Genomic DNA, 21361 nt, shown 5'->3' with positions numbered 1-21361 from the left:
CCAGTGAACGAGAGGGAACAGTACGACAACGAGGTCATCGACCTGTTCCGCGAGCACTCGCACGTGATGCTGGGCTCCCTCATTCGCCGAGGCATCCCACGCCAGGTTGCTGAGGAGATCGTTAACGACGTCTTCGCCGCACTTCGTATCCGCTGGCATCGCCTTAGCCTCGCGCTTTCGCGAGTGGGTCTGTCCGGGTCTTGATCAAATAAATGGAGAGTGCTGCTGACCTGCAACGATGGGACTTGTCGAGGGTCCTGTCAGCTGCAAGGAAAGAAGCACTCTCCAGGTGAAGAAGAGTAGCGGGTCGTACCCGCGTGTCCGTGTCGAGGGCGGCGGCCGTGGGGTGGTCTCGCAGGCCGGGTCGGTGCTGCTGGTCGAGACGGTCCGCAAGTCCGGCCTGGACGCGGCGATATCGGCGGGACTCACACCGTGGCGCAAGCCGCGGGCCGTGCACGATCCGGGCAAGGTCCTGCTGGATGTGGCCCTGGCCGTCGCACTCGGCGGCGACTGCCTGGCCGACATCGGCATGCTGCGAGCCGAACCGGACGTGTTCGGCCCGGTGGCTTCCGACCCGACAGTCTCCCGGCTGATCGACGCCCTCGCCGCCTCGGGCGAGAAGGCACTGACCGCGATCCGCGCCGCACGTTCCGAAGTTCGCAAAAGAGTCTGGGAGTTGGCCGGCGAGCAGGCTCCAGATGCCGGCGGGCAGGTGATCGTGGACCTGGACGGGGTCCTGGTCGTCGCGCACTCCGACAAGCAGGACGCCGCCCCGACCTGGAAGAAGACCTACGGCCACCACCCGCTCATGGGGTTCGTCGACCACGGCCCCGGAGGGACCGGAGAGCCCGTCGCAGCTCTCCTCCGCCCAGGCAACGCGGGATCGAACACGGCGGCCGACCACATCACCGCCGCCCGACTGGCCCTGGACCAGTTGCCGAAGAAGTACCGGTGCGGGCGCCGGACCCTGATCCGCACCGACTCCGCGGGCGGCACCCACGACTTCGTCGCCTGGCTCGCTCAGCGGGGACGGTGGCTGTCCTACTCGGTCGGCATGGTGATCACCGAGCAGGTCCACCAGCACGTGCTGAAGATTCCGGCCTCGGCCTGGACGCCAGCCGTCGAGACCGGCGGCGAGATCCGCGACGGCGCCTGGGTCGCCGAACTCACCGGCGACGTCCTGGACGGCTGGCCTAAGGGCCTGCGGCTGATCGTCAGGAAGGAACGTCCGCACCCCGGGGCACAGTTGCGGCTTACGGACGCGGACGGAATGCGGCTGACCTGTTTCGCCACCAACACCTCGGGCCGGCCGATCGCCGAGCTCGAGCTCCGTCACCGGCTGCGGGCACGGGCCGAGGACCGCATCCGTGCCGCCCGGGCCACCGGCCTGCGCAATCTCCCTCTGCACCGCACGGCTCAGAACCGGGTCTGGCTGGAGATCGTGCAGATCGCACTGGACCTGTTGGCCTGGATGCCGATGCTCGCGCTGACGGGCAAGGCCAGGCTCTGGGAGCCCCGCCGACTGCGGCTCCGCCTGTTCACCGCGGCCGGACAGCTCGTGACCACCGGCCGTCGGCGGATCCTCCGCCTGGCCCGGCACCGGCCCTGGACATCTCACATCACCGCAGCCCTCGACCGGATCACCCAACTACCCGACCCCGGCTGACCAGCAGATTCCCGACCCTTCGACAGCACCTCAACACCCAGAGCAGTGGAATCCGGCGCCATCCCGAGGCGACACTCGGGCCCTCCGCCTGCACAGCCTCAGCCCACGGCACGAAAACGGTCCACCGACTCCGTCGGCGGACCGTCACGAAACTTCGAGGTTAGGAACGAGAACTACATGGCCTACGCCTACAGGGTGGCGGCCAACGAGTGCAAGCGGTGGTGGAGACAGGACGGGGAACACGAGCAACACCGCCACCACGGCGACATCGACGTCCCCGACGACCGAGACGAATACCAGGAGATCATCAATCGGATCTACCTCGGTCAGGTTCTCCAGGAGCTGTCACCCAAGGAACGCGAGACCCTCCACCACCGCTTCATCAAGCAGATGAGCGTCAAGGAGGCCGCCGCCGCTATGGGCGTGTCAGAGGGGACGGTCAAGGGCTACACGCGAGATGCCCTGCGGAAGCTGAGAGCGAAAGCCGACGGCCAGATCACCAAGACTGGGGAGGAGGAGCAGTGAACACCAACCAGGAGGGATTCCCCTCGGAGGACGAGCGAGTCGCGTCGTTCATGCAGGCCCTTCAGAGGATGCATGAGGATCCGGCTGAGGCCGCACGCATTGAGCTGATCATCGAGGAGGCGGAGGCGAGCCCTGATGCCCGTGAAGTCGGAGACGGTCAACCACTTGTCTTCCACATCCACAACGAAGGCCGTCTCAACTTCACCGCCCCCCAGCAGGTCGTCGAACCGAAGTCTGCCGAGCCTGGGGTTTCGGTTCCTTCCGAACGCCGCACCGAGCCCAAGAGGTCCTTCCTCACGGCGGCCTCGACGGCCGCGAGCTTCCCCCTTGTTCTGATGGCCTTCGTCGTCGTGTTCTCTATGCAGGACGGACGCTCGTCCGGGTGGGTGTCGGCCGCCATGTCCGTAGTCTTCTCGATCACGGCGGCGGCTCTGTCCTTCGCCTTCACCCGTTCAGACCGTGATCGGCGACAAGGGTCTCTGCGCGGGTCACTAGTGCGAAAAGGGGACAGAGCGCGAGAACTGAACCGCCACTAGCCGCCGTTCCTGCCAGGGCCGCAGTGTTCAACTGCGGCCCTCCGGCCTTTCGTCGGCCCCGCCTTTCAGCCACTCGGACTGTCAGTGCCCTGCGTCAGACTGATCGGATGAACACCACAAGCGCGTTGTTCAGCAACGGCGACCTCGACGACAGCCTTCGTCACCAACTCGGCAAGATCGCCAATGCGGTCATGGGGTGGAACGAAGATCGTCTGCTGGCCACCCCTGACCGCGATGTCATCGAGGAGCTTCTCGAAGAGTTCCGGATCGAAGCGCCGGCCATCGACCGCGACGGCATCACCCTTGAAAGATCGGAAGACAGGCTGATCGCCGAGCACCAGTTCGGTGAGCATGTGCGTGTCACCCAGCGAGTGGTAACGATCTCTGTTCCGTTTACCGGCCTACGCGACGTCTTTTCGCTCCGCCCGAATCAGTTCAACTTCAATCCGCCCCGAGGGGAAGTGCTGAACAACGAACTGCGGATCCACTGGACGGGCCCGACCGGACAGACGCCCCAACAGGTCCGCCAGGGGTTGGACCTGCAAATCACGGACATCGAAAGGTGGCTCGGCTGGGCTGCGGTCCAGATCAGGGCCTACAACGGACAGGCGGAGCAGCAGGCCACGAAGGAAGTGCAGGCCCGAAAGGCATCCCTACTGGCGAACCGGAACCTGGAGGGATCACTGGGGTTCCCCGTTCGCAAACGGGCGGACGCTGCGACCTACGCGATCCCCGTCGCTCGCAAAAAGATCATCCCCGTCCGCACTGCGCCACCAAGCAGCCCGTTCAAGCCCGAACCTGCACTCGCTGAGGCGCAATACGAAGAGGCGCTGCGCATCCTGCGAAATTCCCGCAACCAGCTAGAGCGCAGCCCGTCTGCCGCCGCGCGGCTCGGGGAAGAGTTCATCCGCGATCTTCTTCTGGTGAACCTCAACAGCCATTTCGAAGGCGAGGCGGCAGGTGAGGTCTTCAACAACACCGGGAAGACCGACATCCTGATCCGCTCAGGAGACCGACACGTCTTCATCGGGGAGTGCAAGATCTGGAGAGGCCCGAAAACGATCACGACCACCCTTGATCAGCTCCTCGGCTATCTGACCTGGCGCGACACCAAAGCGGCGCTGCTTCTCTTCATCCGCACAGGACAGGTCTCGGACATCCTTCCGAAGGCCGTCGCCAAGTTCCGTGAGCACCCGAACTACAAGCGGGACGGCGAGCATGCGGAGGAAGAACGCTACGACTTCGTCTTTCACACCAGCGGTGACACCGCACGCGAGATCAAACTTGCGTTCCTGCCCTTCGTGCTCCCCACCTGATCTGGGCCCCTGGAGCTCAGGAGGATCTACACGCAGAACTTGACAGGGAAGACGTGGGCCAGGGCGACGCGACGGTCCTCGCGGCGGGCGCCGGAACCGGCGTGGTGGTGGACGCCGGACCCGATCCGGCACGGGTCGACCGGTGCCTGCGCACGCTCGGCATCACCCGAATCCCCCTCGTCGTGCTCACCCACTTCCACGCCGACCACGTCGCGGGACTGCCGGGCGTGCTGCGGGGACGGTCGGTGGGCGCGATCGAGACGACGGGGTTCGAGGAACCGGTGGACCAGGTGGAGTCCGTGCGGCGGGAGGCACGGGAACGGCGGATTCCGCTGGCGCGCGCGGCGGCCGGGGAGCGCCGGCGTCTCGGCGGCCTCGACTGGGAGGTGCTGTGGCCTCCCGCCGGCACCGGGCGGCGTCCGGGCGGGGCGACACCCCCAGGACGCGCGGTGCCCGAGCCGGAGGGGCCGAACGACGCGAGCGTGACGCTGCTGGTGCGGTCGGGCGGGCTGCGGATGCTGCTGCTCGGGGACCTGGAACCCCCGGCACAGCGGGCGCTGGCACGGTCTCCGGCGGCCGGGCTGCTCGACGGGGTGGACGTGCTGAAGGTGGCCCACCACGGCTCGGCCTACCAGGACCCGGACCTGATACGGACCGTGGCGCCGCGGCTGGCGTTGATCTCGTGCGGCGAGGACAACCCCTACGGGCATCCCGCTCCCGGCACGGTGGCGGCGCTGCGGGCCACAGGGGCGACGGTGCTGCGGACCGACCTGGACGGGGCACTCGCGGTCGCCGGTACGGGCGCGGAGCTGCGGGTGGCGGGAGACTGAGGACATGCACTCCGCCCAGATCGACACCTCGACCCTCGACGCCCCCCTGCTGGACGCCTATCTGCGCCGTCTCGGGGTCGCGTATCCGGCATGGCCCACCGCCGACGTGCTGCGGGAGCTGCAACTGCGGCACCTGCAGACCGTCCCGTTCGAGAACCTCTCGGTCCATCTCGGCGAGGAGATCGTGCTGGAGGAGAAGCGGCTGGTCGAGAAGGTGGTGATGGCGGGGCGGGGCGGGTTCTGTTACGAGCTGAACGGGGCGTTCTCAGCGCTGCTGCGGGCGGTGGGCTTCGACGTGACACTGCTCGCGGGCCGGGTGTACGGAGAGGAGGGGCGGCTCGGTATCCCCTACGACCACCTCGCGCTGCTGGTGCGGACGGTGGACGCCGGGGAGTGGCTGGCCGACGTCGGATTCGGGGCGCACAGCCACTACCCGCTCCGGTGGGAGCACCGGGGTGAACAGCAGGACCCCGGAGGTCTGTTCCGTATCGCGGAGGCCGGACCGGACGGGGCCGGGGTGAAGGGCGGGGCCGGACGGCTCGCCGGATCCGGGAACGGGGCCCCGGGCGCCGACGTGGACGTCCATCGCAACGGCACGCGTGCCTACCGGCTGGAGGTGCGGCCCCGGCTGCTGGGCGACTTCCTTGCCGGAGCCTGGTGGCACCGGACCTCGCCGGACTCGCACTTCACGAGATCGCTGGTGTGCTCGCGGGTCACACAGGAGGGAGGCAGGATCACGCTCAGCGGGCGCCGGCTGAAGACGACGTCCGCCGACGGGAGCAGTGCGGAACGGGAGGTGGCGGGGGACGAGGAGGTACTGGCCGTGTACCGGGAGCGGTTCGGGATCTCCCTGGACCGGGTGCCGGTGGTGCGGGCGGCGGGGACGGCTGTCTAGCCGGTGCCGGTGCCAGAATCCATGCCGGTGCCAAGGGGCCGGGGCTCGGGGCCGGTGGTGTGGGGCGTAGCCGAAAATGGCTGCGTGAGCGATGTGAGACATGTGCTGGTGCTGCCCGATCGTGATGCCGCCGAGGAGGCGGTCGAGGCGCTCGCGGAGCGGTTCGGGCTGCGGGAGGAGCCACAGGTCGTCCGGGACGCGCTGGCCGGCGAGGACGACGCGGAGGACGCGCAGTGGCTGGTCGTACTGCGGGACGAGGAGGAGCGCCTCGACCCGCAGGAGTTGGACGCGTTCGCGGGGGAGTGGGAGGGGTGGCGGGAGGAGCCGTAGGAGGCTCCGGGGAGGGAGGGAGGGCGGGCGGGGGGAGGGGGAGCCCCCCTGGTAGGCCGGGGCTGTCAGTGCCGCGTGCCATGCTTGACCCGATGCCCAGGAAGACTGCGAATGACGACCCTCTTGCTCCCGTGACGCTGGCTGTGGGGCAGGAGGACCTTCTGCTCGACCGTGCCGTGCAGGAGGTGGTGGCCGCCGCGCGGGCGGCCGATGCCGACACGGACGTGCGTGATCTGGCCTCGGACCAGTTGCAGCCGGGCACGCTCGCCGAGTTGACCAGCCCTTCGCTGTTCGCGGAGCGCAAGGTCGTGGTCGTCCGCAATGCGCAGGACCTGTCCGCCGACACGGTCAAGGACGTGAAGGCGTATCTCGGGGCGCCCGCCGAGGAGATCACGCTCGTGCTGCTGCACGCGGGCGGGGCCAAGGGGAAGGGACTGCTGGACGCCGCGCGCAAGGCGGGGGCGCGCGAGGTGGCCTGTCCGAAGATGACCAAGCCGGCGGACCGGCTGGCGTTCGTGCGCCAGGAGTTCCGGGCGACCGGGCGGTCCGCCACGCCCGAGGCGTGCCAGACGCTCGTCGACGCGATCGGCAGCGATCTGAGGGAGCTGGCGTCCGCCGTTTCGCAGCTGGTCGCGGACGTCGAGGGGACCATCGACGAGGCGGTCGTCGGGCGGTACTACACCGGGCGGGCCGAGGCGTCGAGCTTCACCGTCGCCGACCGGGCCGTGGAGGGGCGGGCCGCCGAGGCGCTGGAGGCGCTGCGCTGGTCGCTGGCCACCGGCGTCGCACCCGTGATGATCACCAGTGCGCTCGCGCAGGGCGTGCGGGCGATCGGCAAGCTGTCCTCCGCGCGCGGCGGCCGGCCGGCGGACCTCGCGCGGGAGCTGGGCATGCCGCCGTGGAAGATCGACCGGGTGCGCCAGCAGATGCGGGGCTGGACACCGGACGGGGTCGCGGCCGCGCTGCGGGCCGTGGCCGAGGCCGACGCGGGCGTCAAGGGCGGCGGGGACGATCCCGAGTACGCCTTGGAGAAGGCCGTGGTGACGATCGCACGGGCGGCTCGCTCCCGAGGTCGCGCCTAGAAGGCCCGTGCCGCGCCGGTCTCCAGTGGCCCTTCGCTCCCTGCGGAGGAGAATCGTGCGTGTCAGCCGTTCATCGCCGGAGTGGGAAGGTGGCGGTCGTCATGGCTGAACACCCGCACGCGCTGCTCGTCCGCAAGGGCTACGACGCTTTCATGCGGGGAGACATGGACAGCCTTCGCGCCATGATGACCGGGGACTGCACGCACCATGTGCCCGGTTCCCATCCGCTGTCGGGTGATCACAAGGGGATCGACTCGATCATCGACGGGTACTACCGCCGGCTCTTCTCGGACACGGACGGGTCGTTCCGGGTCGCCCTGCTCAATGTGTTCGTCGACGGCCGTGGGCACGCCGTCTCCGTCCACCGGGTCACGGCGGACCGGGGCGCCGGGCACATCGACGGGAACGGAGGGATCGTCTTCCGGATCGTCGGGGAGAAGATCACCGACCTTGACGAGTGCGTCGAGGACATGGACAAGAGCGACGCGTTCTGGTCGTGACCGCGTCGTACTTCCTCCGACCCACCCTCCTCCGTCCCCCGGCCGAACCCCTCCTCCGTCCCCCGGCCGAACCCCTCCTCCGTCCCCCGGCCGAACCCCTCCTCCGTCCCCCGGCCGAACCCCTCCACCGCCCCCGTCCGCTCCCGGCCGAACCCTTACGCTCCCCGGCGGACACGCCGAAGGCCCCGGCTCCCGCCCTGGGGAAGGGTGGAGGAGCCGGGGCCTTCGGTTCACGCTGCTGGATCCGCGCCCGCGTGGCGAACGCAGGCCGCGCGCGGATCCGTGGGTTCCGGTCGGGAGCGGATGAGAGAGGGCCCGCTCTGGGTCCTTCCGGCGGTTCGGTCCCTGGTGCCCCGGGGACCGGTCAGATCAAGAAGCAGGTTCAGCCCTTGAGGGACGCGACCTTGGAAGCAAGCGCCGACTTCTTGTTGGCGGCCTGGTTCTTGTGGATGACGCCCTTGGAGACGGCCTTGTCGAGCTGACGCGCGGCGGCGCGCTGGTACTCGGTGGCCTTCTCGACGTCACCCGCGGCAGCGGCCTCACGGGCCTTGCGGATCGCGGTCTTCAGGGAGGACTTGACGGCCTTGTTGCGCAGCCGGGCCTTCTCGTTGGTCTTGATCCGCTTGATCTGGGACTTGATGTTCGCCACGAATGAGCCTTTACAGGTTCAGGCACGGGGCCGCGCGGGTCCCGTACCAGGTGATTTCTTGGACGTGCCTCAGGCTGAGAGGGCATGAGACACAGCCACCCAGGCTACCAGTGGCCCGGAGAACGGCCCAAACCGGCTTCCGGTCGCCACGCGTGGGACCATGGAGCCTACGTATAGATCCGACCCGAGGCATAAGGCGCCTCAAGAGACAGGACCCTGCGTGCCCGCGACCCCTAACAATGTGCCCGAGCCGAGCCGTACCGACCCGGCGCTGATCCGCAATTTCTGCATCATCGCGCACATCGACCACGGCAAGTCCACGCTCGCCGACCGGATGCTCCAGCTGACCGGTGTGGTCGAGCAGCGGCAGATGCGTGCCCAGTACCTCGACCGCATGGACATCGAGCGCGAGCGCGGTATCACGATCAAGTCCCAGGCCGTGCGCCTGCCCTGGGCGCCCACCCAGGACAAGGGCAACACGCACATCCTCAACATGATCGACACCCCGGGGCACGTCGACTTCACCTACGAGGTCTCGCGGTCGCTCGCCGCTTGTGAGGGGACCATCCTCCTCGTGGACGCCGCCCAGGGCATCGAGGCCCAGACCCTCGCCAACCTGTACCTGGCGATGGAGAACGACCTCACGATCATCCCGGTGCTCAACAAGATCGACCTGCCGGCCGCGCAGCCCGAGAAGTTCGCCGAGGAGCTCGCCAACCTCGTCGGGTGCGATCCCGCCGACGTGCTGAAGGTCTCCGCGAAGACCGGTCTCGGGGTCGAGGCCCTGCTCGACAAGGTGGTCGCCGAGATCCCCGCCCCGGTCGGGGTGAAGGACGCCCCCGCGCGCGCGATGATCTTCGACTCCGTGTACGACTCGTACCGGGGCGTGGTGACGTACGTCCGTGTCATCGACGGGCAGCTCAACAAGCGCGAGCGCATCCGGATGATGTCGACGGGCGCCACGCACGAGCTGCTGGAGATCGGGACGAACTCGCCGGAGATGCTCGGCGCCGACGGTCTGGGTGTCGGCGAAGTGGGCTACCTGATCACCGGTGTGAAGGACGTCCGCCAGTCCAAGGTCGGTGACACCGTCACCAGCCAGCACAAGGGGGCCACGGAGGCGCTGGGCGGTTACAAGGACCCCAAGCCCATGGTCTTCTCGGGCCTGTATCCGCTGGACGGCTCCGACTACCCCGAGCTGCGCGAGGCCCTGGACAAGCTCCAGCTCAACGATGCCGCGCTCGTCTACGAGCCGGAGACCTCCGCGGCCCTCGGCTTCGGTTTCCGCGTCGGTTTCCTCGGCCTGCTCCACCTGGACGTGGTCCGTGAGCGCCTGGAGCGCGAGTTCGGGCTCGACCTGATCGCCACCGCGCCCAACGTGGTCTACCGCGTGGTCATGGAGGACCACAGCGAGCACATCGTCACCAACCCGAGCGAGTTCCCCGAGGGCAAGATCGGCGAGGTGTACGAGCCGGTCGTGCGCGCCACGATCCTGGCGCCGACCGAGTTCATCGGCTCGATCATGGAGCTGTGCCAGACGCGGCGCGGCACCCTGCTCGGCATGGACTACCTCTCCGAGGACCGGGTCGAGATCCGCTACACCCTGCCGCTGGCCGAGATCGTCTTCGACTTCTTCGACCAGCTGAAGTCGAAGACGCGTGGTTACGCGTCCCTGGACTACGAGCCCACCGGCGAGCAGACCTCCAGCCTGGTCAAGGTCGACATCCTGCTGCACGGCGACAAGGTGGACGCCTTCTCGGCGATCACCCACAAGGACGCCGCCTACGCCTACGGTGTGCGGCTCGTCGCCAAGCTGCGCGAGCTGATCCCGCGGCAGGCGTTCGAGGTGCCGATCCAGGCCGCCATCGGTTCGCGGGTCATCGCCCGCGAGACCATCCGCGCCATCCGCAAGGACGTCCTCGCCAAGTGCTACGGCGGTGACATCTCCCGTAAGCGGAAGCTGCTGGAGAAGCAGAAGGAGGGCAAGAAGCGGATGAAGATGGTGGGTTCCGTGGAGGTTCCGCAGGAGGCCTTCATCGCGGTCCTGTCCAGTGACGACAGCGCGGGATCGGGCAAGGGCAAGAAGTAGCCCGTCCCTCCCGTCCGGTTCCGGGGCCCGTCGCGCGGTTGCGCGGCGGGCCCCGTTCCGTTGACTTGTAGAAAGTGACAGTACGTGGCCCCTTACGTGCCGGGCGGTCGCCCCTTACCCTGAACCCTGCTCGCTAGTTACTCGCGAGTTAAACAACGGAGTCGGACAGCAGAGCAACAACAGAGCCGGACCACAGAGCCGGACCACAGAGCCGGACCACAGAGCCGGACCACAGAGCCGGACCACAGAGCAGGACGACCGAACAAGAGCACAGAGCAGAGCAAGAGCACCGAGCAGAGCAAGAGCACCGAGCAAGAACACCGAGCAAGACGACAGAGCCAGACAACAGAGCCAGACGACAGAGCCAGACAACAGAGTCAGACGACCGTCGCACTGAGCCAGCCGCACCGTCGCGGGCCCCGGAGGATGTCGTGAGCGACACACAGACACTGATCGAGAACCGTCCGCCGTCCGTCGCGGGCCTCTTCCTGGAGCGCGTGGCGGCCACGCCGGACGCGGAGGCGTACCGCTATCCCGTACCGGGCCCGGCCGGCCAGGGGCCGGACGACTGGAAGTCGCTGAGCTGGGCGCAGTCGGCCGAGCGGGTGTACGCCATCGCGGCCGGTCTGATCGAGCTGGGCGTACGGCCCGAGCAGCGGGTGGCGCTCGCCTCCTCCACCCGGATCGAGTGGATCCTCGCCGACCTCGGCATCATGTGTGCGGGGGCCGCCACCACCACCGTCTATCCGCAGACCAACGCCGACGAATCGGCGTACATCCTCTCCGACTCCGAGAGCCGGGTGCTGATCGCCGAGGACGCGGCCCAGCTCGCCAAGGCGGTGGAGAAGCGCGCCGAGCTGCCGGACCTGACCCACGTCGTCGTCGTCGACCCGGCGGGGCTGGAGAACGTGGAGACCGCCGACTGGATCCTCACTCTCGACGAGCTGGAGAAGCGCGGCGCGGCCCGTCTGGAGCAGGACCCGCAGCTGATCGAGGAGCGGGTCGGCGCGATCACCCGGGACCAGCTGGCCACCCTCATCTACACCTCCGGCACCACCGGCCGCCCCAAGGGCGTGCGCCTGCCGCACGACAACTGGTCGTACATGGCGAAGGCGATCGCCGCGACCGGGCTGGTCACCGCCGACGACGTGCAGTACCTGTGGCTGCCGCTGGCGCACGTCTTCGGCAAGGTCCTCACCTCCGGCCAGATCGAGGCCGGTCACGTCACGGCCGTCGACGGCCGCATCGACAAGATCATCGAGAATCTGCCGGTCGTGCAGCCCACGTACATGGCGGCCGTGCCGCGCATCTTCGAGAAGGTCTACAACGGGGTCGCCGCCAAGGCCCGCGCGGGCGGCGCCGCCAAGTACAGGATCTTCCAGTGGGCGGCGGAGGTCGCCCGCGAGTACGCCAAGGTCGCGCAGGACAACTTCCGGCGCACCGGGACGGCCTCCGTGCCGTTCGGGCTCGGCGCCAAGCACAAGGTGGCCGACGCGCTCGTGTACGCGAAGATCCGCGAGGCGTTCGGCGGGAACCTGCGGGCGTGCGTGTCCGGCAGCGCGGCGCTCGCGCCGGAGATCGGCTTCTTCTTCTCCGGCGCCGGGATCCACATCCTGGAGGGCTACGGCCTGACCGAGTCGTCGGCGGCCTCCTTCGTGAACCCCGGCGAGGCGTACCGCACCGGCACGGTCGGCAAGCCGCTGCCCGGCACGGAAGTGCGCATCGCCGACGACGGCGAGATCCTGCTGCGCGGCCCCGGTGTCATGGAGGGCTACCACGGGCTGCCCGAGAAGACCACCGAGGTGCTGGAGGCGGACGGCTGGTTCCACACCGGTGACATCGGCGAGCTCTCGCCCGACGGCTACCTGCGCATCACCGACCGCAAGAAGGACCTCATCAAGACGTCCGGCGGCAAGTACATCGCGCCGGCCGAGGTCGAGGGACAGTTCAAGGCGGTGTGCCCGTACGTCTCGAACATCCTCGTCCACGGCGCCGACCGGAACTTCTGCACGGCGCTGATCGCCCTCGACGAGGCGTCCATCCTGGCCTGGGCCGAGGAGAACGGGCTCGGCGGGAGAACCTACGCGCAGGTGGTGGCCGCGCCCGAGACGGTCGCCCTCGTCGACGGGTACGTCCAGCAGCTCAACGCGGGGCTCCAGAGGTGGCAGACCATCAAGAAGTTCCGGCTGCTGCCCCGAGACCTGGACGTGGAGCACGGTGAGATCACGCCGAGCCTGAAGCTGAAGCGGCCGGTCGTGGAGCGGGAGTACCAGCAGCTGATCGACGAGATGTACGCGGGCGCGCGCGAGGCGTAGCCGGCCACGGCGACGACGGAAGAAGAGGGCGGGCGGTCACCGGGGCGCGGTGGCCGCCCGCGCGGTGTCCCGCGTCGGGCTTTGCGGTGTCCGCGTCGGGCTGCGGTGTCCGTGTACGGCTGCGGTGTCCCGCGTCGGGCTTTGCGGTGTCCGCGTCGGGCTTGCGGTGTCCAGCCCAGGGCCACGGTGTCCCGCGTACGGCCACGGTGTCCCGCGTCGGGCCTCTGTGCGGAAGTGGGCGCAGTGATCGGATATCCGGTCGGGAACGGCCAGTCTTCGACCACTTACGAAGCACTGTTCTCCCTCATCACGGCCCACTTCGGTAACTCGTTGCTTATGGGCGGGGTCGGTCTGTCACTCTGTCGGCATTGGTTCAGGCGTGAACTGTCTGCATACCGAGCCCCATCGTCCGACCGTCCGGGGAGCTGCCCATGGGGGCCATTCCGACGCAGCGGGAGACCGCGTCCCGGCCCGGCGGTGCGCCCGCGCACGGGGGTGGACAACCGGCGAAGCACGCGACCCTGTCCGGTGGCTCCCTCGCGCCCGGCGCCGCCCGCGACCTCGTACGGGCCGCGCTGGCGGAGTGGACCGACCTCGGCCTCACCGGCCCCCTCGCCCAGGACCTGGGTGAGGCGGCCGTACTCGTCGTCAGCGAACTGGTCACCAACGCCGTCGTGCACGCCGGCACCGACGTCGACCTGGTCTGCCGGTTCGAGGAGGAGCCCGAGAGCTGCGCGGTCGTCGTGGAGGTCACCGACCACCACCCCTCCCGCGCCCCGCGCGACGGCACCGCCGAGTCCGCGCCCGGGACCCCCGAGTACGGCCGGGGGCTGCGCCTGGTCGCCGCGCTGGCCGACACCTGGGGGGTGACGTACCGCAGGGGCACGAAGACCGTGTGGGCGCGGCTGCTGCCCGGAGTGGTGCTCGACGAAGGGGGCCCTGCCCAGCCCTCCACGGCCGCCGCCCCCGGCGCGCCCGCCGCCTCGCTCGCCTTCGCCGGGGCCCTCGCCCCCGATCCCCGGCCCTCCGCCCGCGACCACGACTGGCTGGGCCGGGGCGCCCTGTCCTTCCTCGCCGAGGCCTCCGACCTGCTCGCCGGGCAGCTCGACGAGGACCTGGTCGCCTCGCTCACCGGCCAGCTGCTCGTGCCGCGCCTCGCGGACTGGTGCGCGGTGTGGCTGGAGGACGAGGTCAGCGGGCGCTGGACGTCCGGCCACCCGGGCGGCGGAGGCGGCTGGGGCGGCGCAGGTGCCGGTGCTCCCGGTGGTGGCGCCGGCACCTTTGGTGGTGGTGGCGCGGGCGGTCCCGGTCCGTGGCTGTCCGGTGTCTGGCACGTCAGCGAGAACCACGTCGAGGAACTCCGCCGAGCCCTGGAGAAGGACCCGCCGCTCCCTTCCGACGGCCTGCGCTCCGGGCCCGCCGCCCACCCCTGGCCGGACACCGAACCCGGTCCGCAGGGCGCCGCCCTCGCCTACCGGCTGGTCGCGGGCGGCCGCCCGCTCGGCACGCTCGTCATCGGGCGCGTCGGGCTGCTGCGCTTCCCCGACGAGGTCACCGGACTGGTCGAGGACCTCGGCCGCCGGGTGGCGCTCGCCATCGGCGCGGCCCGCCAGTACGCCCGGCAGGCCACCATCAGCGCCGTCCTCCAGCGCGGACTGCTGCCCGGCGCGGTCGCGGAGATCCCCGGGCTGCGCAGCGCCCTCGTCTACGAGCCGCGCGAGAAGGGCGGGCCGAGCGGCGACTTCTACGACCTGTTCCCGGCGGGCGACGGCCGCTGGTGCTTCGCGGTGGGCGACGTGCAGGGCAAGGGCCCCGAGGCGGCCGTCGTCATCGGCCTGGCCCGCCCGTGGCTGCGGCTGCTGGCCCGCGAGGGCTACGGCGTCGCCGACGTCCTCGACCGCCTCAACCAGCTCCTCCTCGACGACGCCACCGAGGCCGCCGACGCCGCCGCCCGCGCCTTCGTCGGCCCCGCGGGACCCGCCGACGGCCCGCAGACCCGCTTCCTCTCCCTCCTCTACGGCGAGCTGGCCCCCTTCGAGGGCGGCGTCCGCTGCACCCTCGCCTCCGCCGGCCATCCGCTGCCGCTGCTGCTCGGCCCCGACGGCGGCGTCACCACGGCCGCGCAGCCGCAGACCCTCCTCGGGGTGATCGAGGACGCCACCTACACCAGCGAGACCCTCGACCTGCGCCCCGGCGACAGCCTGCTGTGCGTCACCGACGGCGTCACGGAACGACGCTCCGGCTCCCGCCAGTTCGACGACGGCGACGGCCTCGCCGCCGCGCTCTCCGGCTGCGCCGGCCTCGACGCCGACCTGATCGCCGACCGCATCCGCTGCCTCGTCCACGACTTCGGCGGCGAGCCGCCCGAGGACGACCTGGCCCTGCTGGTGCTCCAGGCGGAGTGACCCGGGCGGGGGGAGGGGGGCCGGACCGCCGGCGCGGCCCCCGGCCCTGCCCCGGCCCCGGCCGACCCGCCCCGGCGCCGGCCGACCCGCCCCGGCGCCGGCCGACCCGCCCCGGCGCCGGCCGACCCGCCCCGGCCCCGGCCGCCCCGGCCCCGGCCGACCCGCCCCGGGCCCGGCCGACCCGACCCGCCCCCGGCCCTGCCCTTCACCTGCCCCGGCCCCGCTCCGCCCGCCCCGGAGCGGCGCTGGTGGTCCTCCCGGCGCGCACCGGCCGACGGCATCAGCGGACTGGGGCGTCCGCGGCCGACGCCGCCCGCCCCGGCCGTACGGGACAATGGAGGACATGCCTTCCGCTCTCCCCGACGGCGAGCCCGTCCCCGCCGACGGCGCGCTGCCCGCGTCCGCGCTCGCCGGGGCCGCCGACCGCCCCCTCGGGTTCTACCTGCACGTCCCGTACTGCGCGACCCGCTGCGGGTACTGCGACTTCAACACCTACACCGCCACCGAGCTGCGCGGCACCGGCGGTGTCCTCGCCTCCCGCGACAACTACGCCGACACCCTGATCGACGAGATCCGCCTCGCCCGCAAGGTCCTCGGCGACGACCCGCGCGAGGTCCGCACGGTGTTCGTCGGCGGCGGTACGCCGACCCTGCTGGCCGCCGGTGACCTGGTGCGGATGCTGGGCGCGATCCGGGACGAGTTCGGGCTCGCGGCCGACGCGGAGGTCACGACGGAGGCGAACCCGGAGTCGGTCGACCCGGCCTACCTGGCCACCCTCCGCCGGGGAGGCTTCAACCGGATCTCCTTCGGCATGCAGAGCGCCAGGCAGCACGTGCTGAAGGTGCTGGACCGCACCCACACGCCCGGACGGCCGGAGGCCTGTGTCGCGGAGGCCCGCGCGGCCGGCTTCGAGCACGTCAACCTGGACCTGATCTACGGCACACCGGGGGAGTCCGACGACGACTGGCGGGCCTCCCTGGAGGCGGCCCTCGGCGCCGGTCCCGACCATGTCTCCGCGTACGCCCTGATCGTCGAGGAGGGCACGCAGCTCGCCCGCCGCATCCGCCGCGGCGAGGTCCCGATGACCGACGACGACGTCCACGCCGACCGCTACCTGATCGCCGAGGAGACCCTGTCGGCCGCGGGCTACGACTGGTACGAGGTGTCGAACTGGGCCACCTCGGACGCGGGCCGCTGCCTGCACAACGAGCTGTACTGGCGGGGCGCCGACTGGTGGGGCGCGGGCCCCGGCGCGCACAGCCACGTCGGCGGCGTGCGCTGGTGGAACGTGAAGCATCCGGGCGCGTACGCGGCGGCGCTGGCGGACGGACGGTCGCCGGGCGCCGGGCGGGAGCTGCTGTCGGACGAGGACCGCAGGGTGGAGCGGATCCTGCTGGAGCTGCGGCTCCGGGAGGGCGTGCCGCTGTCGCTGCTGCGGGAGGCGGGGCGCGCGGCGGCCGGCAGGGCGCTGGCGGACGGGCTGCTCCAGGAGGGCCCGTTCGGGGAGGGGCGCGCGGCGCTGACGCTGCGCGGGCGACTGCTGGCGGACGCGGTGGTGCGGGACCTGGTGGACTGATCACCCTGGAGGGTGAATCCCTGCGGAACGGGGGTTCGGTCCCTAACCTGGTTCGTAGGCTGCTGCCGATGTTGCACGGTGGCGGAAACCGGAGGGCTGCGGAGATGACCGCTGTGGACGACCGACCGATGACCACCGACATCGTGACGTTCTTCGAGAACTTCGAGTTCCCCGAGGAATTCAAGGTCGAGCTCCTCCGGGGGGAAATCGTGATGATGGCGGGCCCTGACGTGGCTCATAACGACATCGTTGAGTCGGTCGTCGATCAGATCCCCCGTCAGCACTGGCGGAGGCTCCAGACTCAGGACATCGCCATCCTCGAAGAGACGAGCGAGCCGCAACCGGATCTCGTGGTGCTCGAACGAGGCAGTGGGCCAGGGCATGGAAGGCTGATGCCTTCCGAGGTCATCACCCTGCTGGTGGAGGTCGTGTCCAAGACGAGCGTAGAGCGTGACTTCGGAGTCAAGCGCTCCATCTACGCAGCGGCACAGGTGCCGGCCTACTTGATCATCGATCCGGTCATGGCCCAGTGCGTACTGCTGACGGAGCCGACGGGCCGCGGTGAGCACGCGGACTACCGGTGCCAGCGGATCACCAAGTTCGGCGACATCACGCCGTTGGAGCCTCTGGGCATCGAACTGGACACCAGCGAATTCGCCGCCTACGAGAAGGTCAGGCCCCACCGCTACCCGTGACGAAGTCGATCAGTTCCTCCACCCGCCCCAGCAGCTCCGGCTCCAGGTCCCGGTAGGACCCCACCCGCTTCAGGATCGCCTGCCACACCGCCCCGGTGTTCTCCGACGGCCACCCCAGCGCCCGGCACACCCCCGTCTTCCAGTCCTGCCCGTGCGGCACGCGCGGCCAGGCCTCGATGCCCAGCGACGACGGCTTCACCGCCTCCCAGACGTCGATGTACGGGTGGCCGACCACGAGCGCGTGCTCGCTCGTCACCGACTGCGCGATCCGCCACTCCTTCGTACCCGGCACCAAGTGGTCCACCAGCACGCCCAGCCGGGCGTCCGGCCCCGGCGCGAACTCCGCCACGATCGACGGCAGGTCGTCCACGCCCTCCAGGTACTCCACGACCACGCCCTCGATCCGCAGGTCGTCGCCCCACACCTTCTCGACCAGCTCGGCGTCGTGCCGGCCCTCGACGTAGATGCGGCCGGCGCGGGCCACCCGGGCGCGGGCGCCGGGCACGGCGACCGAACCGGACGCGGTACGGGTGGGGCGTACGGGCCCGGAGACGGGCCGCACGAGGGTCACCACCCTGCCCTCCAGCAGGAAGCCCCGCGGCTCCAGCGGGAACACCCGGTGCTTGCCGAAGCGGTCCTCCAGGGTCACCGTGCCCGCCTCGCAGCGGATCACCGCGCCGCAGAAACCGGTGCCGGGCTCCTCCACCACCAGGCCGGGCTCCGCCGCGACCTCGGGGACCGGCCGCTGCTTCTTCCAGGGAGGGGTCAGATCGGCGGAGTACTGGCGCATTCGGATGACGATAGGAGAAGCCGCGCCCCGAAGTGCCCCGACGGCTCACGACACGCCGAAACGCGCCGCCAGCTCGTCCCGCTGCCGCCGCACGAACCCCGCGTCCACCACCGCCCCGTGACCGGGCACGTACAGGGCGTCCTCCCCGCCGAGGTCCAGCAGCCGGTCCAGGGCGGCCGGCCAGTGGGCCGGCACGGCGTCGGGTCCGGCCTGCGGATCGCCGGACTCCTCGACCAGGTCGCCGCAGAACACCACCTCCGGCGAGCCCGGCACCAGGACCGCCAGATCGTGGGCCGTGTGCCCGGGAGACAGGTTCGCCAGCAGCACCTGCCGCCCACCGCCGAGGTCGAGCGTCCACTCCCCGGAGACCAGGTGGCGGGGGCGCACGAGCGTGTCCACGGCCTCCGTCGCCGCCGTCTCGTCGAGCCCGTGGCGCACCGCGTCCGCCCGGAGTTCCTCGGCCCCGCGCCCCCGCCGGGTCAGCACCGTCTCCGCGCCCACCGCCGCGTACACCTCCGCGCCCGCGAACGCCGCCGCCCCGAAGACGTGGTCGAAGTGGGGATGGGTGAGCGCGAGATGGGTCACACGCCGGCCGGCCAGTTCCTCCGCCCGCATCCGCAGCCGCGCCCCCTCCGCGAGGCTCGACCCCGCGTCGACCACCAGGGCCGCCCCGGCCCCGACGACCAGCCCCGCCGTGCAGTCCCAGCCCGGCAGCCGGCACCGCCCGACCCCGGCCGCGACCCGCTCCCACCCCAGCTCTTCCCAAGTCACCGTCATACCGCGACGCTAGCGGTGACGGCCCGCCCGTGAGAGCCGCCACGGAACCGACCTTGCCGCGGGTGTACCCCACCGCCGTACACTGGGCCGGGGAACGCTGGCACTCGGAAGTGAAGAGTGCCAGGCAGAGCGCCAGGGGACGATCGACTGGAGGTGCGCGCGCGATGCTGAGTGAACGAAGGCTCCAGGTACTGCGGGCCATCGTCCAGGACTACGTGGGCACCGAGGAGCCGGTCGGTTCCAAGGCGCTCACCGAGCGGCACAACCTCGGCGTCTCCCCGGCGACGGTCCGCAACGACATGGCGGCCCTGGAGGACGAGGGGTTCATCGCCCAGCCGCACACCAGTGCCGGGCGCATCCCCACCGACAAGGGCTACCGGCTGTTCGTCGACAAGCTGGCCGGCGTCAAGCCGATGACGGCCCCCGAGCGGCGGGCCATCCAGAACTTCCTCGACGGCGCCGTCGACCTCGACGACGTCGTGGCCCGCACGGTACGGCTGCTCGCGCAGCTCACCCGACAGGTCGCCGTCGTGCAGTACCCCTCCCTGACCCGGTCCACCGTGCGGCACGTGGAACTGCTGTCGCTCGCGCCCGCCCGGCTGATGCTCGTGCTCATCACGGACACCGGCCGGGTCGAGCAGCGGATGGTGGACTGCCCGGCACCGTTCGGCGAGTCCTCGCTGGCGGACCTGCGGGCGCGGCTGAACAGCCGGGTCGCGGGCCGCCGCTTCGCGGACGTGCCGCGGCTGGTGGAGGACCTGCCCGACGCCTTCGAGGCGGAGGACCGCGGCACGGTCTCGACGGTGCTCTCCACCCTGCTGGAGACCCTCGTCGAGGAGAACGAGGAGCGGCTGATGATCGGCGGCACCGCCAATCTCACCCGCTTCGGACATGACTTTCCCCTCACCATCCGGCCCGTCCTGGAGGCCCTGGAGGAGCAGGTCGTGCTCCTCAAACTCCTGGGCGAGGCGGGTGATTCGGGCATGACCGTGCGCATCGGCCACGAGAACGCCTACGAGGGACTCAACTCCACTTCCGTGGTGTCGGTCGGCTACGGTTCGGGCGGCGAGGCAGTCGCCAAGCTCGGCGTGGTCGGACCGACCCGCATGGATTACCCGGGAACGATGGGAGCGGTACGCGCAGTGGCACGGTACGTCGGACAGATCCTGGCGGAGTCGTAAGTGGCCACGGACTACTACGCCGTTCTCGGCGTGCGCCGCGACGCGTCGCAGGAAGAGATCAAGAAGGCCTTCCGGCGGCTCGCACGCGAGCTGCACCCGGACGTCAACCCCGATCCGAAGACCCAGGAGCGGTTCAAGGAGATCAACGCCGCCTACGAGGTGCTGTCGGACCCGCAGAAGAAGCAGGTCTACGACCTCGGCGGCGACCCCCTCTCGCAGGCGGGCGGGGGCGCGGGCGGCTTCGGCGCCGGTGGCTTCGGCAACTTCTCCGACATCATGGACGCGTTCTTCGGCACGGCGTCCCAGCGCGGCCCGCGCTCGCGCACCCGCCGGGGCCAGGACGCGATGATCCGGCTGGAGGTCGAGCTCGACGAGGCGGCCTTCGGCACGACCAAGGACATCCAGGTCGACACGGCGATCGTCTGCTCCACCTGCAACGGCGAGGGCGCCGCGCCGGGCACCACCGCCCAGACGTGCGACATGTGCCGCGGGCGCGGTGAGGTGTCGCAGGTGACGCGGTCCTTCCTGGGCCAGGTCATGACCTCGCGTCCCTGCCCGCAGTGCCAGGGCTTCGGCACCGTGGTCCCCACCCCCTGCCCGGAGTGCGCCGGCGACGGCCGCGTCCGGTCGCGGCGCACCCTCACGGTCAAGATCCCGGCCGGTGTCGACAACGGCACCCGCATCCAGCTCGCGGGCGAGGGCGAGGTCGGCCCGGGCGGCGGTCCCGCCGGTGACCTGTACGTCGAGATCCACGAGCTGCCGCACCACACCTTCCAGCGGCGCGGCGACGACCTGCACTGCACGGTGACGATCCCGATGACCGCGGCGGCCCTCGGCACGAAGGTGCCGCTGGAGACGCTGGACGGCCTGGAGGAGGTCGACATCCGGCCCGGTACCCAGTCCGGCCAGTCGATCCCGTTGCACGGGCGCGGCGTCACGCATCTGCGCGGCGGCGGCCGCGGGGACCTCATCGTGCACGTCGAGGTGCAGACGCCGACGAAGCTGGACCCGGAGCAGGAGCGGCTGCTGCGCGAGCTGTCCAAGCTGCGGGGTGAGGAGCGGCCGCAGGGGCAGTTCCAGCCGGGGCAGCAGGGGCTGTTCTCGCGGCTGAAGGACGCGTTCAACGGGCGGTGACGGGGGTGGGCGGCGGGGGTGTTCCGCCCCCGCCGCCCCTTCCCTCCCCCACTCTCGGCTTCGCTCGAGC

General features: G+C 70.6%; 19 protein-coding genes and 1 pseudogene. 17 read left to right on the top strand and 3 right to left on the bottom strand.

The annotated features are described in order from the left end of the window. Positions 1-3: 3 nt before the first annotated feature. The 10 genes and pseudogenes from ACIP67_RS34045 (at position 4) to ACIP67_RS34000 (ending at position 7680) form a co-directional block, all read left to right on the top strand. Positions 4-204: a hypothetical protein gene (locus tag ACIP67_RS34045; protein ID WP_401697036.1), complete on the top strand. Its 201-nt coding sequence runs from the start codon at positions 4-6 to the stop codon at positions 202-204. Between the two features lie 85 nt (positions 205-289). Next, positions 290-1666, top strand: a complete 1377-nt coding sequence (locus ACIP67_RS34040; RefSeq protein ID WP_401697033.1) for an IS1380 family transposase — start codon at positions 290-292, stop codon at positions 1664-1666. Between the two features lie 45 nt (positions 1667-1711). Further along, the gene (locus ACIP67_RS34035; protein ID WP_401697031.1) at positions 1712-2191 is read left to right on the top strand and encodes an RNA polymerase sigma factor; all 480 of its coding nucleotides are present in this window, start codon (positions 1712-1714) and stop codon (positions 2189-2191) included. Continuing rightward, on the top strand, positions 2188-2727 hold the full coding sequence (locus ACIP67_RS34030) for a hypothetical protein (protein WP_401697029.1): 540 nt from the start codon (positions 2188-2190) through the stop codon (positions 2725-2727). The genes ACIP67_RS34035 and ACIP67_RS34030 overlap by 4 nt, the downstream gene beginning before the upstream one ends. Positions 2728-2834: 107 nt before the next feature. Next, the gene (locus tag ACIP67_RS34025; RefSeq protein ID WP_401697027.1) at positions 2835-4043 is read left to right on the top strand and encodes a hypothetical protein; all 1209 of its coding nucleotides are present in this window, start codon (positions 2835-2837) and stop codon (positions 4041-4043) included. 50 nt (positions 4044-4093) lie between these two features. After that, positions 4094-4873: pseudogene (locus tag ACIP67_RS34020) on the top strand (ComEC/Rec2 family competence protein); the annotation flags it as partial. A gap of 4 nt (positions 4874-4877) precedes the next feature. Continuing rightward, a complete protein-coding gene (locus ACIP67_RS34015) occupies positions 4878-5768 on the top strand; it encodes an arylamine N-acetyltransferase (protein ID WP_401697025.1) in 891 nt (296 codons plus the stop codon). 84 nt (positions 5769-5852) lie between these two features. Continuing rightward, complete coding sequence (locus tag ACIP67_RS34010) at positions 5853-6098, top strand: hypothetical protein (RefSeq protein ID WP_389512271.1); 246 nt, start codon at positions 5853-5855, stop codon at positions 6096-6098. 92 nt (positions 6099-6190) lie between these two features. Beyond that, on the top strand, positions 6191-7180 hold the full coding sequence (gene holA, locus ACIP67_RS34005; protein WP_401697023.1) for a DNA polymerase III subunit delta: 990 nt from the start codon (positions 6191-6193) through the stop codon (positions 7178-7180). A 101-nt stretch (positions 7181-7281) separates the two neighbouring features. Continuing rightward, positions 7282-7680 carry a nuclear transport factor 2 family protein gene (locus ACIP67_RS34000; protein ID WP_401697021.1) on the top strand — a complete coding sequence of 133 codons (399 nt, stop codon included), beginning with the start codon at positions 7282-7284 and terminating at the stop codon, positions 7678-7680. Positions 7681-8062: 382 nt separating this feature from the next. Here the strand turns inward: ACIP67_RS34000 and rpsT are convergent, their stop codons facing one another. Beyond that, positions 8063-8329, bottom strand: a complete 267-nt coding sequence (rpsT, locus tag ACIP67_RS33995; RefSeq protein ID WP_015660447.1) for a 30S ribosomal protein S20 — start codon at positions 8327-8329, stop codon at positions 8063-8065. A 220-nt stretch (positions 8330-8549) separates the two neighbouring features. Here rpsT and lepA point away from each other — a divergent pair, with 220 nt between their 5' ends. From lepA to ACIP67_RS33970, 5 genes are all read left to right on the top strand, one after another. Next, entirely contained in the window at positions 8550-10418 is a 1869-nt protein-coding gene (gene lepA, locus ACIP67_RS33990) for a translation elongation factor 4 (RefSeq protein ID WP_401697019.1), read from the top strand. 431 nt (positions 10419-10849) lie between these two features. Then, entirely contained in the window at positions 10850-12733 is a 1884-nt protein-coding gene (locus tag ACIP67_RS33985) for an AMP-dependent synthetase/ligase (RefSeq protein ID WP_401697017.1), read from the top strand. Positions 12734-13164: 431 nt separating this feature from the next. Then, positions 13165-15138 carry a SpoIIE family protein phosphatase gene (locus tag ACIP67_RS33980; RefSeq protein WP_401697015.1) on the top strand — a complete coding sequence of 658 codons (1974 nt, stop codon included), beginning with the start codon at positions 13165-13167 and terminating at the stop codon, positions 15136-15138. A 343-nt stretch (positions 15139-15481) separates the two neighbouring features. After that, positions 15482-16714 (top strand): radical SAM family heme chaperone HemW, encoded by a 1233-nt coding sequence (hemW, locus tag ACIP67_RS33975; protein ID WP_401697014.1) that lies wholly within the window; start codon positions 15482-15484, stop codon positions 16712-16714. A gap of 104 nt (positions 16715-16818) precedes the next feature. Continuing rightward, the gene (locus ACIP67_RS33970; RefSeq protein WP_401697013.1) at positions 16819-17409 is read left to right on the top strand and encodes a Uma2 family endonuclease; all 591 of its coding nucleotides are present in this window, start codon (positions 16819-16821) and stop codon (positions 17407-17409) included. Here ACIP67_RS33970 and ACIP67_RS33965 read toward each other — a convergent pair. Together ACIP67_RS33965 and ACIP67_RS33960 are read right to left on the bottom strand one after the other, a co-directional pair. Continuing rightward, complete coding sequence (locus tag ACIP67_RS33965) at positions 17387-18199, bottom strand: DUF3097 domain-containing protein (RefSeq protein WP_401697011.1); 813 nt, start codon at positions 18197-18199, stop codon at positions 17387-17389. The two genes, ACIP67_RS33970 and ACIP67_RS33965, sit on opposite strands and share 23 nt — an antisense overlap. Positions 18200-18244: 45 nt before the next feature. Beyond that, a complete protein-coding gene (locus ACIP67_RS33960) occupies positions 18245-18976 on the bottom strand; it encodes an MBL fold metallo-hydrolase (RefSeq protein ID WP_401697009.1) in 732 nt (243 codons plus the stop codon). A gap of 164 nt (positions 18977-19140) precedes the next feature. Between ACIP67_RS33960 and hrcA the strand changes: the two genes are divergently transcribed. Further along, positions 19141-20157 (top strand): heat-inducible transcriptional repressor HrcA, encoded by a 1017-nt coding sequence (hrcA, locus tag ACIP67_RS33955; RefSeq protein WP_401697008.1) that lies wholly within the window; start codon positions 19141-19143, stop codon positions 20155-20157. After that, positions 20158-21291, top strand: coding sequence for a molecular chaperone DnaJ (gene dnaJ, locus ACIP67_RS33950; protein WP_401697007.1), 1134 nt, complete (start codon positions 20158-20160; stop codon positions 21289-21291). It abuts the gene before it with no gap. The last annotated feature ends 70 nt before the right edge of the window (positions 21292-21361 follow it).

This window comes from Streptomyces sp. NPDC088812, assembly GCF_044750285.1.
Taxonomy (GTDB): Bacteria; Actinomycetota; Actinomycetes; order Streptomycetales; family Streptomycetaceae; genus Streptomyces.
This window is presented reverse-complemented; position numbering and strand designations above follow the sequence as displayed.